Annotated in this window: 14 protein-coding genes; 6 read left to right on the forward strand and 8 right to left on the reverse strand. The window is 68.0% G+C overall.

All coding sequences use genetic code 11. The annotated features are described in order from the left end of the window. Positions 1 to 195 precede the first annotated feature (195 nt). The 3 genes from IBX18_RS05430 to IBX18_RS05440 all read left to right on the forward strand — a co-directional run bounded on the left by IBX18_RS05430 (position 196) and on the right by IBX18_RS05440 (position 3,184). Positions 196 to 1,152: a DMT family transporter gene (locus tag IBX18_RS05430; RefSeq protein WP_306796147.1), complete on the forward strand. Its 957-nt coding sequence runs from the start codon at positions 196 to 198 to the stop codon at positions 1,150 to 1,152. 511 nt (positions 1,153 to 1,663) lie between these two features. Beyond that, positions 1,664 to 2,653, forward strand: a complete 990-nt coding sequence (locus tag IBX18_RS05435; RefSeq protein ID WP_194832553.1) for a peroxiredoxin — start codon at positions 1,664 to 1,666, stop codon at positions 2,651 to 2,653. Positions 2,654 to 2,845: 192 nt separating this feature from the next. Then, a complete protein-coding gene (locus tag IBX18_RS05440) occupies positions 2,846 to 3,184 on the forward strand; it encodes a calmodulin (RefSeq protein WP_194832554.1) in 339 nt (112 codons plus the stop codon). Positions 3,185 to 3,244: 60 nt separating this feature from the next. Here the strand turns inward: IBX18_RS05440 and IBX18_RS05445 are convergent, their stop codons facing one another. Both IBX18_RS05445 and IBX18_RS05450 read right to left on the reverse strand, forming a co-directional pair. After that, complete coding sequence (locus tag IBX18_RS05445; RefSeq protein WP_194832555.1) at positions 3,245 to 4,786, reverse strand: Rieske 2Fe-2S domain-containing protein; 1,542 nt, start codon at positions 4,784 to 4,786, stop codon at positions 3,245 to 3,247. Between the two features lie 86 nt (positions 4,787 to 4,872). Beyond that, a complete protein-coding gene (locus IBX18_RS05450) occupies positions 4,873 to 5,826 on the reverse strand; it encodes a hypothetical protein (RefSeq protein WP_306796148.1) in 954 nt (317 codons plus the stop codon). 120 nt (positions 5,827 to 5,946) lie between these two features. Between IBX18_RS05450 and IBX18_RS05455 the strand changes: the two genes are divergently transcribed. After that, positions 5,947 to 6,690 carry a 1-acyl-sn-glycerol-3-phosphate acyltransferase gene (locus IBX18_RS05455; RefSeq protein ID WP_194832556.1) on the forward strand — a complete coding sequence of 248 codons (744 nt, stop codon included), beginning with the start codon at positions 5,947 to 5,949 and terminating at the stop codon, positions 6,688 to 6,690. 15 nt (positions 6,691 to 6,705) lie between these two features. After that, entirely contained in the window at positions 6,706 to 7,458 is a 753-nt protein-coding gene (locus IBX18_RS05460; RefSeq protein WP_194832557.1) for a 1-acyl-sn-glycerol-3-phosphate acyltransferase, read from the forward strand. Between the two features lie 132 nt (positions 7,459 to 7,590). On the opposite strand, the gene IBX18_RS05465 is transcribed toward IBX18_RS05460, so the two are convergent. Continuing rightward, positions 7,591 to 8,439 (reverse strand): helix-turn-helix domain-containing protein, encoded by an 849-nt coding sequence (locus tag IBX18_RS05465; protein ID WP_194832762.1) that lies wholly within the window; start codon positions 8,437 to 8,439, stop codon positions 7,591 to 7,593. Between the two features lie 95 nt (positions 8,440 to 8,534). Here IBX18_RS05465 and IBX18_RS05470 point away from each other — a divergent pair, with 95 nt between their 5' ends. Next, a complete protein-coding gene (locus tag IBX18_RS05470; protein ID WP_194832558.1) occupies positions 8,535 to 9,425 on the forward strand; it encodes an NAD(P)H-binding protein in 891 nt (296 codons plus the stop codon). A 153-nt stretch (positions 9,426 to 9,578) separates the two neighbouring features. Here the strand turns inward: IBX18_RS05470 and IBX18_RS05475 are convergent, their stop codons facing one another. The 5 genes from IBX18_RS05475 to IBX18_RS05495 form a co-directional block, all read right to left on the reverse strand. Continuing rightward, positions 9,579 to 11,831: a cation-translocating P-type ATPase gene (locus IBX18_RS05475; protein ID WP_194832559.1), complete on the reverse strand. Its 2,253-nt coding sequence runs from the start codon at positions 11,829 to 11,831 to the stop codon at positions 9,579 to 9,581. Positions 11,832 to 11,953: 122 nt separating this feature from the next. Next, positions 11,954 to 12,919 carry a hypothetical protein gene (locus IBX18_RS05480; RefSeq protein WP_194832560.1) on the reverse strand — a complete coding sequence of 322 codons (966 nt, stop codon included), beginning with the start codon at positions 12,917 to 12,919 and terminating at the stop codon, positions 11,954 to 11,956. Positions 12,920 to 12,939: 20 nt separating this feature from the next. Continuing rightward, positions 12,940 to 13,149, reverse strand: a complete 210-nt coding sequence (locus tag IBX18_RS05485; protein ID WP_107653590.1) for a heavy-metal-associated domain-containing protein — start codon at positions 13,147 to 13,149, stop codon at positions 12,940 to 12,942. A 185-nt stretch (positions 13,150 to 13,334) separates the two neighbouring features. After that, positions 13,335 to 14,051, reverse strand: coding sequence for a sterol desaturase family protein (locus IBX18_RS05490; RefSeq protein WP_228540309.1), 717 nt, complete (start codon positions 14,049 to 14,051; stop codon positions 13,335 to 13,337). Next, the gene (locus IBX18_RS05495) at positions 14,048 to 14,788 is read right to left on the reverse strand and encodes a FadR/GntR family transcriptional regulator (protein ID WP_194832561.1); all 741 of its coding nucleotides are present in this window, start codon (positions 14,786 to 14,788) and stop codon (positions 14,048 to 14,050) included. The genes IBX18_RS05490 and IBX18_RS05495 overlap by 4 nt, the downstream gene beginning before the upstream one ends. Positions 14,789 to 14,813: the final 25 nt, after the last annotated feature.

The raw sequence follows: 14,813 nt of genomic DNA on the forward strand, positions 1-14,813 counted from the left end.
GAAACCGGGGGCCTGCTGGCAGTCGGCACGGCGCGCAGCGATACGGCCGGGTCGGCGGTGAGGCACGGTCCGTCGCCTCGGACGCATCGACTGATCGCGTTTCATGGCCGCCGGACACGCCGGCGGCATTGCCCGATACCACCTGGGCGGCGTGCGCGCGGCGGGGTGGGGTGCTGCGGCGGTAGCGTGCCGGTGGTGACCGCGCGGGCGAGGTTGGGACTGGTGTTCGGGTTCGGCATCGGTGCGGGTGTGGCCGTGCAGGGCCGGATCAACGGGGCGCTCGGGGCGCGATTGCACGACGGGATCGCCGCGGCCACCATCAGTTTCGGGACCGGTCTGCTGATCCTGGTGATCGCGTTCGCGTTCAGCGCTCGGCTCCGGGGTGGGGTGGCGCAGGTTCGGCGGGCCCTGGCGGCGGGCACGTTGCGTCCGTGGCATCTGCTCGGTGGTCTGTGTGGCGCGTTCTTCGTCGCCTGCCAGGGCCTCACCGTCGCGGCGATCGGGGTCACGGCGTTCACTGTCGCCGTCGTCGCAGGTCAGCTGCTGAGCAGTCTCGTGGTCGACCGTCTCGGTGTGGCCCCCAACGGGCGAACTCCGGTCACCGCGTTGCGTTTCGGTGGTGCCGCCCTGGGGGTGGCCGCGGTGGTGCTCGCCGGGTCGGGCCGCTCGGGCGCACCGACCGGCGCGCTCTCGGTCCCCGACTCGCTGCGCGGCGCACCGACCGCGCTGCTGATCATCCTGCCCGCGCTGGCCGGCATCGGCTTGGCCTGGCAGCAAGCGGTGAACGGTCGGGTCGGCCAGGCCGGTGGCCCGCTGCCCGCCACCCTGGTCAACTTCTGTGTGGGTCTGATCGCCCTAGTGGTGCTCGAGGCCGCCGTCCTGCTCGGTTCCGGCCTGCCCGCCGAATTCCCCACGCAGCCCTGGCTCTATCTCGGCGGCCTGATCGGCATCGCCTTCATCGCACTGGCCGCGCTCACCGTCCGCTGGATCGGCGTCCTCCTGCTCGGCCTGACCTCCATCGCAGGTCAACTCGTGATGTCGATCGCCCTCGACCTCGCCACCCCCACCAGCGCGGGCCTGTCCGCCACCGCGGTGGTCGGCAGCGTGCTGACATTGGTGGCCGTCGGCATAGCCACCCGTTCCCAGCCCTGACTTGTGCTGCAGCCGTGGCTCAGCCCCGCAACGCTGACTTGCGCCGTTGCCGCGACTTGCGCCGTTGCCGCGACTTGCGTCGCTGCCGTCGCTTGCGCCGCAGCATTGGCTTGCGCCGCGGTCGTGGGCTAGGCCGCAGCGCTGGCTCGCGTCGCGGCCGTCGATGACACCGCAGCCCCTGACTTGCGTCGGCGGTCGCCAGCCTCCCGTCGGCAGCACGCTTGCGTCTCGGCCCAGTCACCAGCTTCCCGGCGGCAGCACGCTTGCGTCTCGGCCCAGTCACCAGCTTCCCGGCGGCAGCACGCTTGCGTCTCAGGCCAGTCACCAGCATGGTGTCGCCCACTTGCCGGTCGGACCGCGGCACATCCCGTGCGCGCGCCCAGAGTGGCGCATGGCTGCGGCATCGGCCGAGTACTCCTCTCCACGGTGTGCCACTCACCGGTGATCGGGAGCTGGAAGTAGTTCCGCTGATTCGTCTTTCGAGGGTTTGCGGGTGTGGGATGGTGCGCTCATGCTGATCGAATACGGGGTGTGGATTTCGCGGCTGGTGGTCAGTGTGCTATTCGGATTGTCGGCCTTCGGGAAGGTGGCTGATCCGGTCGGTACGCGGAAAGCGGTGGAGGAGTTCGGTGTTCCGATTCGGCGGGTAGCTGTGGTGGCGTGGGGGCTACCGGCGTTGGAGGCGGTGGTTGTTGTCGCCGTGCTGGTGCCGTGGACGGTCCTGCCGGGCGCGTTGCTGGCGTTGCTGTTGTTGCTCGTGTTCACAGCAGCGGTGGTGCGGCTGTTGCGGCGGGGGGAGCGTCCGGCCTGCTCGTGCTTCGGCGCGATGAGTGCGGCGCCCATCGGGACGCGAACACTGGTGCGCAACGGTGTCCTACTGGTACTCGCGGCGCTGGTCGCGTGGGGTGCGGTGGCGTACCGACAGGTGCCGGGCGTGCTGCCTACCGACGATGCGGTCTGGCTCGCCGTGGCCGCAGCGTTGGTGGCGATGCTGACGTGGGTGTGGGGTGAGGTGCATGCGCTGCGCAAGCGGGTCGATGAGCAAGCCTTGTCGACGCTCGGCGCGGAGGGCTTGCCGGTCGGCGCGGTCGCGCCGGAGTTCGAGTTGCTCGATGTCGCCGGTGGCCGAACGAATTTGGCGTCGCTGCTGGAACGGGGCAGGCAGGTGCTGCTGGTCTTCGTCCACCCAGGGTGCGAACTGTGCGCGGCATTGGCGCGGGAATTGCCGCGCTGGCAGCAGCGCACCGCGTCGGCGCTGACCATCGTCGTCGTCGGCAACGGTGACGCCGCCGAACATGCCGAATGGGGGCGTGAACAGGGACTGGAAGACATCCCGGTGCTGGTGCAGCAGGGAAACGAGGCGGCGCTGCGCTACCGCGTGCGCGGCACTCCGTCGGCGGTACTCATCGACGCCGAAGGTCGGGTCACCGCCCCCGTTGCCAGGGGTGCGATCGCCGCGCGTGAGCTGATAATGCAGGCGAAAACGGTTGTCCGGCGCTGAGCACGCTCCGAATCAGGATTGTGGTACGCACGGCGCCGACCGTTACAGCAAATTCGTCCGTTTCACCGAGCGCATACGGAACGGTCCTTTAATTATGTTGCCGCACAATCGATTTCGCCGGAAATAGTACAACAGCGCTGGCTACCATCGAATGGCAAGGCTCCATCGACCGATCCTTCGAGGTGAAATATCATGGCGGACTTCGCATTCACGGATTACTCCGGCAAAGAATTCGTTGTCAGATTGACCAACGAGGCGCGCATCGCGGAAGCGCGACGGATCCTATCCGGCGAGGAACAGATGTCGATCCACGTGATGGGACGTATTCGTAAGCAGCAGGCCGATTACAACCCGGGCTGGAGCTTCCATTTGGACCCGGACACCGTCACCTTCTTCACCATGGCCATCGAGGTCTGTGACGCCAGCATCACCTATTTGGAGGACCACCTCGACGAGGCGTGCGGAGCGTTCCTGCCCGGATGCTTCTGGTGCCCATGGTCATCCCGGCTCACCAGGGAGTTGACCGCCTGAACACCGACAAGGGGAGCGAACATCGGGCAGGTACCGAAGGGTGCCTGCCCGCCCGCTGCCTCAGCTCAGTTTGCGTGACCGCAGTTCGTGTCCCTTGGACGTCTTGCAACGCCCCGATTCCAGATCCCACTGCCAGCCGTGCAGATTACAAGTAAGGGTATTGCCCTCCACCACACCGAATTTCGACAGATCCGCCTTCAGATGCGGGCAGCGCCGCTGCACTTCCCACCCGTCCAATTCGGTCGAGGCGGAATCGTCGTGCGCCTCGGCGAACCAGCCGTCCGCATAGGCGATCCGCTCGTCGGTGAGGCATTTGAAGAAGGTGTAGAGGAATTCGTTGTAACCGCCGATCCGCCACGCCTGGAAGCGGGTGGACAGGAAAATCGTGTTCACCCAGTCGGGTTCGTTGTCCCGCAGCACGGTGCGCACCAGGTCGGGCGCGATGCGGAACCCATAGCGGTATTTGCCTTCGCCCTCGATCGGGCCGCGCACCACCCGCTTGGGGAAGTCCAGCACCACGGTCTCGTCGCCGAGCACCAGGCCGACCGGATAACCGATGCCGTCGCAGATCAGATCGCTCTGCGCCATGATCGGCTCGAACAGCGCCTGCAACGGTTCCAGCAGCGGCCCGTCTCCCGTTGCCCATGAGGCCTTTTCGGCCGCGAGCACCGGCGCGAGCCGCTGCGCCATCAGCTCGATGTACTCGGCCTTGTTGTCGTAGATCAGCCCGGGCTCGAAGGGGTGGGTCAGCTCCAGTTCGGCGCCGCGCACGTCGGCGACCGAGCCGGGGATCATCAGGATCCCGCCCTCGTTGCCGTGGATCTTCATCTGCTCCAGGAACACCATCTGGTCCGGGAAGATGTTGCCCTCGTCGCCGCGATCGTCGTTGAGGTAGCGCAGCTCGTCGTCCAGGAACACCGGCGGCCCGGCCGACGGCACCACCCAGGTGGCCCCGACCTGCTCGATGTAGCTGCGGCACCGGTCCATGCCGCGCTGGCGCTTTTGTTTACCGAAGTTCGACTTGGTCCGGCTCGGGATGTCGTAGACCATCGGATACCAGATGGCGCCCGAATACTGCAGCAGGTGGATGTCGATGTGGCCGAACGAGTCGTGCAGTACGTCCATGTCGACCGGGCGGGCGTCGTTCATGTTGAAACAGGTGGTCTCGCCGTCGGAGACGACCAGCCCGGAGTCGCCGATCGGCCCGTCGGCGGGCGCGCGCAACGCGATGATCATGATGTCCAGCGCGGCGCCGTCCCGGCCGGTGAGGGTGTGCTTGACCGAGTCCTCGGTCTCGAAGAACTTGTGGAAGCCGAGCTGCTCGAGCTCGCGCCGCAGATCCGGCACCGGATAGTCCGGCAGCAGCACCGTCGCGTCCTTGTTGACGTGCTCGGTCAGGTTCTTCGCGTCGAAGTGGTCGCGGTGCAGATGCGACACGTAGAGGAAATCGCAGTTACCCAGCTCGTCCCAGTCCAGCTGGGTGTTGTCGGGGAACGGGAACCACGAAGCGAAGTACGCGGGGTTGACCCACGGGTCGCAAAGAATCGACCCCGCCGCGGTGCGGATGTGGAATCCGGCGTGTCCGACGCTGGTGATCTGCACGAGCTGCTCCTCCTACCGTTACCAGCCATCCAGGGTAGTGGCTGTAGGGAATGCCGACGCTCGCGGTGCGGTACGAGCACCCCGGGCTAGGGGGAAACGTCGCCGATGCAGTAGCCCTGTTCGCCGGCGACCAGGGTGAAGGTGCGGCTCTTGGTCACGCCGGCGGAGTTGGTGACCGGGACCTCTACCGCGAGGTAGTCCCCGCGCAGCGTCTCGGAGCTGATCTCCTGATCGGCGAATTTGGTCACGCCGGTCAGCTTGCCGGGGTTGTTGGCGAGTGGCGCGGCGCTGGCCTTGCCGGTGCCGGTGGGATCCCAGGTCGCCGGGGCAGCCTTGCAGACCAGCGGGTAGGTGCCGTCCTTGTCCGCGGCGTCGAGCGGAGTGCCGACGACTCTGGCCAGGTAGCGGCGCACGGTGTGCCTGGCATCGGCGTCGTTGTACTCGATGTCCGCGCCCGCCGAGGCGACCCGGGGACAGGCGTAACCGGTGTCGAGCGCGGCACGTTCGACGGCGACCGTGGTGGTGCGGGTCTTCCAGGTGACCGCGTCCTCGGTGGCGGTGCCCGGCTGGGCGAGCGCGGCCAGGATGGGCTGCTCGTCGCTGTACATGTCGGACACGTTCTTCGGCGCGATGGTCCAGCATTTCGCCTGGAGTTGGGCGATCGTGCTGGTCTTCAGGTCGTTCGCCCAACGCTGCACGGCGGCAGGCAGTTCAGCGACGGCGCCGGTCGACGGGGCAGCGGCCGACGGTGCGGGCGCCGCCGAGGTGGCGTGGATGGTCGGCGCCGCGGCGGGCGGGGTGGTGACCGCGGCGGGCGCAGGCTCGTCGCCGGGGATGCCCGAGACCGAGTCACAGCCCGCGAGCACGAGGGCGCCGGCGATCGCCACGCTGCCGACGACTACTCGCCGAGCACGGGACGCCGACCAGTGCTGCGCGCCGAGCAGTCGAGAGGGATCCAGGGCGATCCTGCCGAGCTGCTGTCCGGTTCGGCGCGTCGTTTTCCGGTCGCGTCCAGATGAATTCGGACGGGCGGTTTCCACTTCGACGATCCTCTTCTCTACAGCGTGCGTCGGTCGAGCGAGCCGTCCCAGGCCCGGTGTGACCGAGAAAGCAGCGGCCCACTGCCGGATGAGACAGTCAGCGACTACGCTAGCGGAATTGTGGAACCCGTCTACCGGACGATCATCGGCCTAGCCCGTACCGTCTTCTTCGTCGAAGGCCTGAAGTTCACCGTCAAGGGCGATGAACATATCCCCGCGCGGGGTGGCGCCGTGCTCGCGGTCAACCACACCGGGTATATGGACTTCACCTATGCGGGTCTACCGGTGCGCACCCCCAAGCGCTACATCCGGTTCATGGCCAAGAAAGAGGTCTTCGACGACAAGATCTCCGGCCCGATCATGCGTGCGCTCAAGCACATTCCGGTCGACCGTGGCGCCGGTGCGGACTCGTACAAGGCCGCGGTCGAATACCTGCGGCGCGGTGAGCTCGTCGGGGTGTATCCCGAGGCGACCATCAGCCGCAGCTTCGAGATCAAGGACTTCAAGTCCGGCGCCGCGCGTATGGCGATCGAGGCCGACGTGCCGATCATCCCGATCGTCATCTGGGGCGCACAGCGGGTGTGGACCAAGGGTTTCCCGAAGCGGCTCGGCCGCACCAGCACTCCGATCTCCATCGCGGTCGGCGAGCCGATCCCGCCGTCCGAGCCGGCCGCCGAGCTGACTGCGAAACTGCGCTCGACCATGCAGGAGATGCTGCTCGACCTGCAAAAGGACTACACCCACGAGCCAGGCGCCTACTGGGTACCGGCCCGGCTCGGCGGCAGCGCTCCTACCCTGGAAGAGGCCGACGCGCTCGATGCCGCCGAGGCCGCGGCGAAGGCCGCGCGGAAGACGGCCACGTAGCAGCGGAGAATTCGGATGGCGCGGGAACCGGTTTACGACATGCTCACCGGCTTGGTCCGCACCATTTTCCTGGTGCAGGGACTGCGGTTCGATATCGCGGGCCAGGACCGGATCCCGCGCACCGGCGGCGCGGTGCTCGCCGTGAACCACACCGCGTACCTGGACTTCATGGAAGTCGGGCTGGTCGGCCGCAAGTCGGGCCGCAACGTCCGGTACATGATGAAGGCCGAGCTCGAGCACGGCATCGTCGGCTTTCTGATGAAGCACTGCAAGGCGATCGGGGTGGACCGCACGGCGGGCGCCCAGTCCTATAGCCGCGCGGTAGCAGCGCTGCGCGACGGCGAACTCGTCGTGGTCTATCCGGAAGCCACCATCAGCCGCAGTTTCGAACTGAAGGAATTCAAGTCCGGCGCCGCCCGGATGGCGCTGGAGGCCGACGTTCCGATCGTCCCCCTGGTCATCTGGGGTGCCCACCGCGTCTGGACCAAGGACATCCCGAAACAGCTCGGCCGGCACCGGTTCCCGATCAACATCCGCATCGGCGAACCCCTCCCGCCCGCAGCACCACCCGAAACCCTCACCGCCACTTTGCGCACCCGCATGGGCGAGCTCCTCGACCAGGCTCAACAGGACTACCCCATGGAACCCGGCGCCCGCTGGGTTCCCGCCCGCCTCGGCGGCACCGCACCCACGCTCGCCGAAGCCGCCGTTTTGGAGCAGGAAGAACTGGCCCGGCGCCGAGCCAAATCCCAACGCCCACACCACTAGCGCTCCGCCGCGCCAAGGGGGCGGCAGGCGTGAGTGGCACATGGCTGCGGCATCGGCCGAGTTGCTTACTCCGTGGTGTGCCACTCACCGCACGGTCGCCAGCCGACCGGCCGTGGTGGGCGGCTCGCCGTGCTAGATGCGGTCGAGTGGTCGGCAGGGGGTCGGGGTGGGGAGGGCACCGCGGAGGAATGAGGTCGGCGGGACGCCCATGAGGGTGCGGAAGTCAGCGGTCATGTGGGATTGGTCGAAGTAGCCGTTGTCGGCGGCTAGCTGCGCGAGGGTAGTCCTGGCCGGTTGCGTGTCGGCGGTGAGCCACCGGGCGTTCCCCGCCTGGGCCAACACACGACGCACCCGATCGATGCGTGCGAAGTGCTTGGGGGACAGGCCGATTCCAGCGGTGAACAGATTGCGGAGTTGGCGTTCACTGACCGCGAGTTCACCGGCCAGCGCTTGCACCGAGTGCCCGGTGGGGTCCGTCGACAGCGCCACCACGGCCGCACGGAGCACGTCGCGTTGGGTGCGCAGTGCTTCGTTCTCGGAGATACGTTGCGGCAGTGCCTCTTCCAGGAACGCAACCATCTCTTCCGGTGCCAATTCGGCCAGCTGATCGGCGAGATCCGCTGCGGCACCGGGCAGATCGGCGAGACGAACCACCCGGTTGGTGAGGGCAGCCGCCGGAACACCGAGCAGCGGACGCGTCGCACCGGGCGCCAAGCGGAGCTGGACGCACCCCGCGGGTTGGATGGGCTCGGTGTAGAACGCTGTGGTCTGCGGGCCGATGACCAGAATCTCGCGCGGACCGAACTGCTCGGTGCGCTGCACGAGCGTGGTCGCGGTCTGCGGCAGGTGGGTGAACAACTCGGGCAGGTCGTGCACCATCGGAATGCGACCGAGCTCGGTGAACCAGGGCCGCAACGACTCCGGCACGGGGACCGTCGCTTCGACGAGATCCGTGGTCACGACGGGCGCCGTGCGCAGCATGGTGGTCACCCGACCCACTGTAAGCACTGATCAGGTCGGCAACTGTGCCGAAATTTCCTAGCGAACGCGGTGGCTCGGACGGCAGCGTTGAGCTCATGATTCTGATCACCGGTGCCACGGGCACCATCGGCAGCGACCTCGTCCGGCAATTGGTGGCGCGTGGCGAGCAGGTCCGCGCCGTCACCCGAGAACCGGCGCGGGCGAACCTGCCCGCCGGTGTCGAGGTGGTTCGCGGCGACTACCTCGACCCCGCCTCGATGGCGGCGGCCGCGCAAGGCACCGATGCGGCGTTCATCGTCGGCGTCCTCGGCCCGGAATACATCGACACCGACCGTGCTTTGATCGCCACCGCCCGCGACGCCGGCGTCCGCCGCATCGTGAAACTTTCTGCCATCGGCACCGGCGACACCGCACTCGGCCGAGTCGGCACCTGGCACCTGCCCGGCGAACAGGCGGCCCGCGAGAGTGGTGTCGAATGGATAATCTTGCGCCCGAGCTCATTCGCGTCGAACACGTTGAGCTGGGCCGACGCGATCCGCAACGGCCAGCCGGTGCCCAGCATGACCGGTACCGGACAGCAAGGAGTGGTCGACCCACGCGACGTCTCGGCAGCCGCGGTCGAGGCTCTGCTCTCCGCCGACCACGCGGGCAATATCTACACCCTCACCGGCCCGGAACTCCTGACCAGCACGGATCAGGCCGCCACCCTCGCCGAGGTACTCGGTCGCCCGGTGCCGGTGCTCGACGTGCCGGACGAGGCGGCCCGCGAACACATGCGCGCCCTGGGCATGTCCGCGGAATTCATCGAGGGTGCCCTCGCCGGGCAGGCCTTTGTCCGTGCGGGCGGCAACGCTGTGCTCACCGACGACCTCAGCCGGATCCTGGGCCGGACACCACGCACCTACGCCGACTGGGCCACCGATCATGCCGCCGCATTCCTCGAAGCGCCGGACGTGGTCACCCCTGGCCGCATGACGCTGGCGTAGCGGCTCGAGTAGGCGACCAGCAGCGCCGACGCGGCGCGGGCCACGGTATAGCAGTGGGTAACAGCAGCATTCTGCGCTGAGCGTGTCTAAGGGGACGGCACCGTGTGGGTGCCGTCCCCTTCGGGTTCGCGGTGATTTTCCGGTTCGCAGCGACTACTGCGCGGTGGAGCGGAAGGTGCGCAGTCGCAGGCTGTTGCTGACGACGAAGACCGAGGAGAACGCCATGGCGGCGCCCGCGAGCATCGGGTTCAGCAGCCCGGCCATGGCCAGCGGGATCGCAGCCACGTTGTAGGCGAAGGCCCAGAACAGGTTGCCCTTGATGGTGCCCAAGGTCCTGCGGGACAGGCGGATCGCGTCGGCCGCGGCACGCAGGTCGCCACGGACGAGGGTCAGGTCGCTGGCCTCGATGGCGACATCGGTGCCGGTGCCCATGGCCAAACCGAGGTCGGCCTGGGCCAGCGCGGCGGCGTCGTTGACCCCGTCACCCACCATCGCCACGACCTTGCCCTCGGCTTGCAACCGCTTGACGGTGGCGACCTTGTCCTGCGGCAGCACCTCCGCGATCACCTGGTCGATGCCCACCTGCGCGGCGATCGCCTCGGCGGCGGCCGTGTTGTCGCCGGTCAACATGATCGGCGTGAGCCCGAGCGCACGCAGTTGCGAAATCGCCTCGGCGGAAGTCGGTTTCACGGCATCGGCGACCACGAGCACGCCGCGCGCCTTACCGTCCCAGCCGATCGCCACCGCCGTTTTGCCGTCGGCTTCGGCGGCCTGCATGGTCCGCTCCAGCTCCGCGTCCAAGTGCTGTGCCCAGTCGGCGAGCAGGCGGGCCCGTCCGACGATCACCGCGTGCCCATCCACCACGCCCTGCACTCCGAGGCCCTCGATATTCGCGAAGCCCTCGACCGCGCGCAGCGTACCGGTCTGCTCCCTGGCACCCTTGGCGATCGCCTGGGCGATCGGGTGTTCGGACGAATCCTCCAGTGCCCCAGCCAATGCGAGCACCTCGGCGGTGTCTTCGCCGTCGGCCGCGACGACGTCCAGCAGCGTCATCTTGCCGGTGGTGACGGTGCCGGTCTTGTCCAGCACCACGGTGTCCACCCGCCTGGTCGATTCCAGCACTTCCGGGCCTTTGATCAGGATGCCCAGTTGCGCACCGCGACCGGTCCCGACCATCAGCGCGGTCGGCGTGGCCAGCCCGAGGGCGCAGGGGCAGGCGATGATCAGTACCGCGACCGCGGCGGTGAAGGCCGCGGCGACGGAACCGCCGGTGCCGAGCCAGAATCCGAGCGTCGCGACCGACAGCGCGATCACGATCGGCACGAAGATGCCGGAGATCTTGTCGGCCAGCCGCTGCGCCTGCGCCTTGCCGGTCTGCGCGTCCTCGACCAGCTGCGCCATCTGAGCCAGCTGCGTATCCGAGCCGATCCGGCTGGCGCGCACCACGATCCGCCCACCGACGTTCACGGTGGCACCGACCACGGTGTCGTCCGGACCGACTTCGGCCGGCACGGACTCGCCGGTCAGCATCGAGGCGTCGACCGCGGAGGAGCCCTCGGTCACCACACCGTCGGTGGCGATCTTCTCACCGGGCCGCACGACGAACCGGTCGCCGACGGCCAACTGCTCCACCGGGATCCGCTGCTCGGTACCGTCGCGCAGCACCGAGACCTCCTTCGCGCCGAGTTCCAGCAGGGCCCGCAGCGCCGCACCGGCGCGCCGCTTGGACCGCGCCTCGAAGAAGCGCCCGGCCAGGATGAACGTGGTGACACCCGCAGCGGCCTCCAGGTAGATGCTGCCGGTGCCGTCCATCCGGGAGATGGTGAACTCGAACGGGTGCTTCATGCCCGGCGTGCCCGCGGTACCCCAGAACAGCGCGTACAGCGACCAGCCCAACGCGGCCAGGGTGCCCATCGACACCAGCGTGTCCATGGTGGCCGTGCCGTGGCGCAGGTTGGTCAGCGCCGCGCGGTGGAACGGCAGCGCACCCCACACCACCACCGGCGCGGCCAGCGTCAGCGAAAGCCACTGCCAGTTGGTGAACTGCAGTGCTGGGATCATCGCCATCGCGATCACCGGCACCGTCAGTACGAGCGAGACCAGCAGTCGCGTGCGCAGCGCGGCCGTCGGATCTTGCTCGGTGGCAGCGACTTCCGCCGGTGCGGACTTCGGCGGCGGCAGTGTCGCGCTGTATCCAGCTTGCTCGACGGTCGCGATCAACTCCGCCGGTGAGACGTCACCGGTAACGTCGACCCGCGCTTTCTCGGTCGCGTAGTTCACCGTCGCGGTGACACCGTCGAGCTTGTTCAGCTTCTTCTCGATGCGATTGGCGCAGGACGCGCAGGTCATGCCGCCGATTACCAGTTCGACCTGCCCGGTGCCGGGTGGTTGCGTCGCGGTGGTCATCGTGTGCTCCGTTCTGTGCGGCACGGTAGTGGAGATTCGGTCGTCGCGACCGTGGTGCGCGCCGTGCTGGGTCGATATCTGTCGAGTCGGTGCCTTGCGGTCTGCGAAGCACCGACCGGACATCAGTGGCCGTGTGCCGGTTCCGGGGCCGGTGCGCCGGGTGCCGGAGCGGGCGGGGGTGTGCTGCCGTGCCCGTCGTGGGTCGCGGACTCCGTCGCCCCGGTGTCCTGGCCGACGGTCAGCGTGAACTCGGCGGTGCGGACCACCCCTTCGTGCTGGAAGTCGAGGAACAGCCGGTAGTCGCCCGCACTCGGTGCGGTGACATAGAAGGTGATGCCCGGTCCCGCCGGTGTGACACCGTCGCCGGGGTGACCGTCGGGGTGCACGTGCAGGTAGGCGAGGTCGGCGGCGCGCAGTGCGACGAGGTGACCGTAGGCCGCCAGGTAGGGCTGCAGGTCGGTGACCGGCGTGCCGTTGCGGCTGACGGACAGCGTGACCTTCGAGGATTGGCCGGGGGTGACGGTGCCGTCGAGGGTGACGGTGTAGCCGTCGACCGTGCTGGTGGTCGCCGCGACCGGCAGCGGACGTGGGTCGTAGTTGCCCGCCACCCGCAGGTCGGTGCCGAGAGTCAGGTTCTCGCCGCCCTCGGGGGTGAAGTCGGCGAACACTCGATAGTCCCCCGCACGGGTGAGATCCAGTGGGACGCTCCAGGTTCCGTCACCGCCGAGGACGGGGTGCACGTGCTGGAAGGCGGTCATGTCGCGCCGCACCACGATCAGGTGCAGGTCTTTGTCGTGGGTGCGCTGGTAGCGGGTGAGTGGTGCGCCGTCCTGGTTCAGGATGCGGAAGCGCAGCGCTGTGTTCGGCGCCGCAGTGGTGAGTGCGGTGTCGAGCCGCAGCGTGTAACCGCTCTCGGTCGCCATCGTGCCGTTGGGTTCTCGGGTGGCGGGGGCGGCGGGTCCCTCTTCGTGCGCGTGTGATTCGGGGGCTGCGGGCTCGGGGCCGATCGCCGCGCCGGTGGCGATGGCGATCCCGAAGACGGCGGCCAGGCCGAGGGCGAAGCCGGCGAACTTGGTGGTTGCGTTCATCGGATGCTCCGTTTCCGGTGTCAGTCGGCGACGGTGTAGCCGGCCTGATCGATGGCCGCGACGATGGTGTCGCGCTCGATCGGGGCCGCGCTCTCGACGGTGACCTGGCCGGTGGGCAGGTCGATCGTGACGGTGTCGACGCCGGAGACGCGGCCGATCCCGTCGCGCACCGACGTGGCGCAGCCGCCGCAGGTCATTCCGGTGACGGTCACGGTGATCGCGGTGCTCATGGTGTTTCTCCTTCTCCGGCGACGGCCTCTGCCGTGCTCCTGCTAGTTACCATACCCCCCTAGGGTACTGAGTCAAGAGGTTGTTTCGCGGCGGGAGAAGTGCGCCTGATCACAGGGGTGTTCGGCCAGGACACGAAAAAGCCACCGCCCCCGGGGCGGTGGCTTTGTTTCAGTGGACTGCGCGATCAGCCTGCGTGCAGGTTGCGGGCGGTGGGGGATACTTCGGTGGTAGCGGGGTCGGGGTGGGTGCCGAAGAGACGGTCGGCGGTGCCGGAGGTCGTCACGGTGAACCAGTAGTGCTCGTTCTTGTAGTGATGGTGCCGGTGGTTCCGCCAGACCGAGCGGTACAGCGCGCCTTTCGGCTTGTAGTCGGTGTGGATCAGGTAGTGCGTCCACTCGTAGCCGAGGCCGAGGACCGTGATGGTGATCAGGAAGGTCAAGCCCAGGCCGAGGCGCGGGAAAGCGAAGGCGGCCAGCGCGAGCAGCACCACCACCAGCACCGACAAAGTCTTGGTCGGAATGAAGATCAGCGGGATATTGCGCGGATCGACATGGTGCTCCCGGTGTTTGCGAGCCAGTTCGCTGTCGATCGGAATCGGACCGAGTTGCCTCGGCCGCCAGTGCAATACGGTGACGTGCACGATCCATTCGAAGATCGGGAACACCGCGAGCATCACTGCGGGCACCAGGAGATCGGTCGATTGCCAGTCGCCCACCAGGATTCGGCCGAAAACGGCCGCGATCAGCGTGACCCCGATGAGCCATGGCGAGGGGTGGCGCAGAAACTCGCGGAACGCGGCGTCGAGCGTGAGTCCGCGACGCAAGGATCGCTCATCGTTGCGCACTCGGGACCGCGCGTTCGCCTCGACTGAATTCTGCTCGGGAGCATGGGGTTTCGTCATGTTGTTTCCTCGTTGAAGCGTCCGTCGAGGACGTCGATCAGTGCGGTGGTCGCCGGCTCGAGCAGGGCCCGGGCGATCTCGGCGGCCTCTTGCGGCCGGCCCGCCACAATGGCGGCGGCCAGTTCGCGGTAAGCCTCGACATTGCCCACCTCGGCGGACATGATCGGGGCCAGCGCCGCGAGCGCTGGTTCATAAGCGGCCCGCAACATGTTGAACATCAGCCGGAACACGATCGAATCGGCCGCGTCCACCACGTGATCCCAGAACTCCATCGCATGCCGCTGCTGCGCCACCGGATCCTCTTCCGCCGCAAGCGCTTCAACGGAGCCCGTCAGCAGGGCACCCACAGTCTCGGCGTCCGTCACACCCAGCCGCCCGGCCGCGAGCACCGCCACCTTCGGCCCGTTGTGCAGCCGCGCCTCCAAAATGCTGCGCGCCACTTTCGGATCCAACTCCCCGGCCTGCACCAGCAGTCGCGGCAAAACCTCCAGCCCCGCCCCCCGCCGATAGTCCAGCACCGTCGTCGCATCCCCCTGCCGCACCGCAACCAACCCCGCCGCCGCCAACCGCTGCAACGCCTCCCGCACCGCAGGCCGCGACACCCCCAACGCCTCCGCCAACTGCCGCTCACTCGGCAACGTCGCCCCCGGCACCAACTCCCCACTCAGCACATCCGCCGCGATCTGCTCGAAAACATCCCCCGACACCGACCGCTTGACCACAGGTTGCAAAGCCATACCCCCACTCTGCGCCCTATAGGTC

This window comes from Nocardia sp. XZ_19_369 (assembly GCF_015355715.1).
Taxonomy (GTDB): domain Bacteria; phylum Actinomycetota; class Actinomycetes; order Mycobacteriales; family Mycobacteriaceae; genus Nocardia.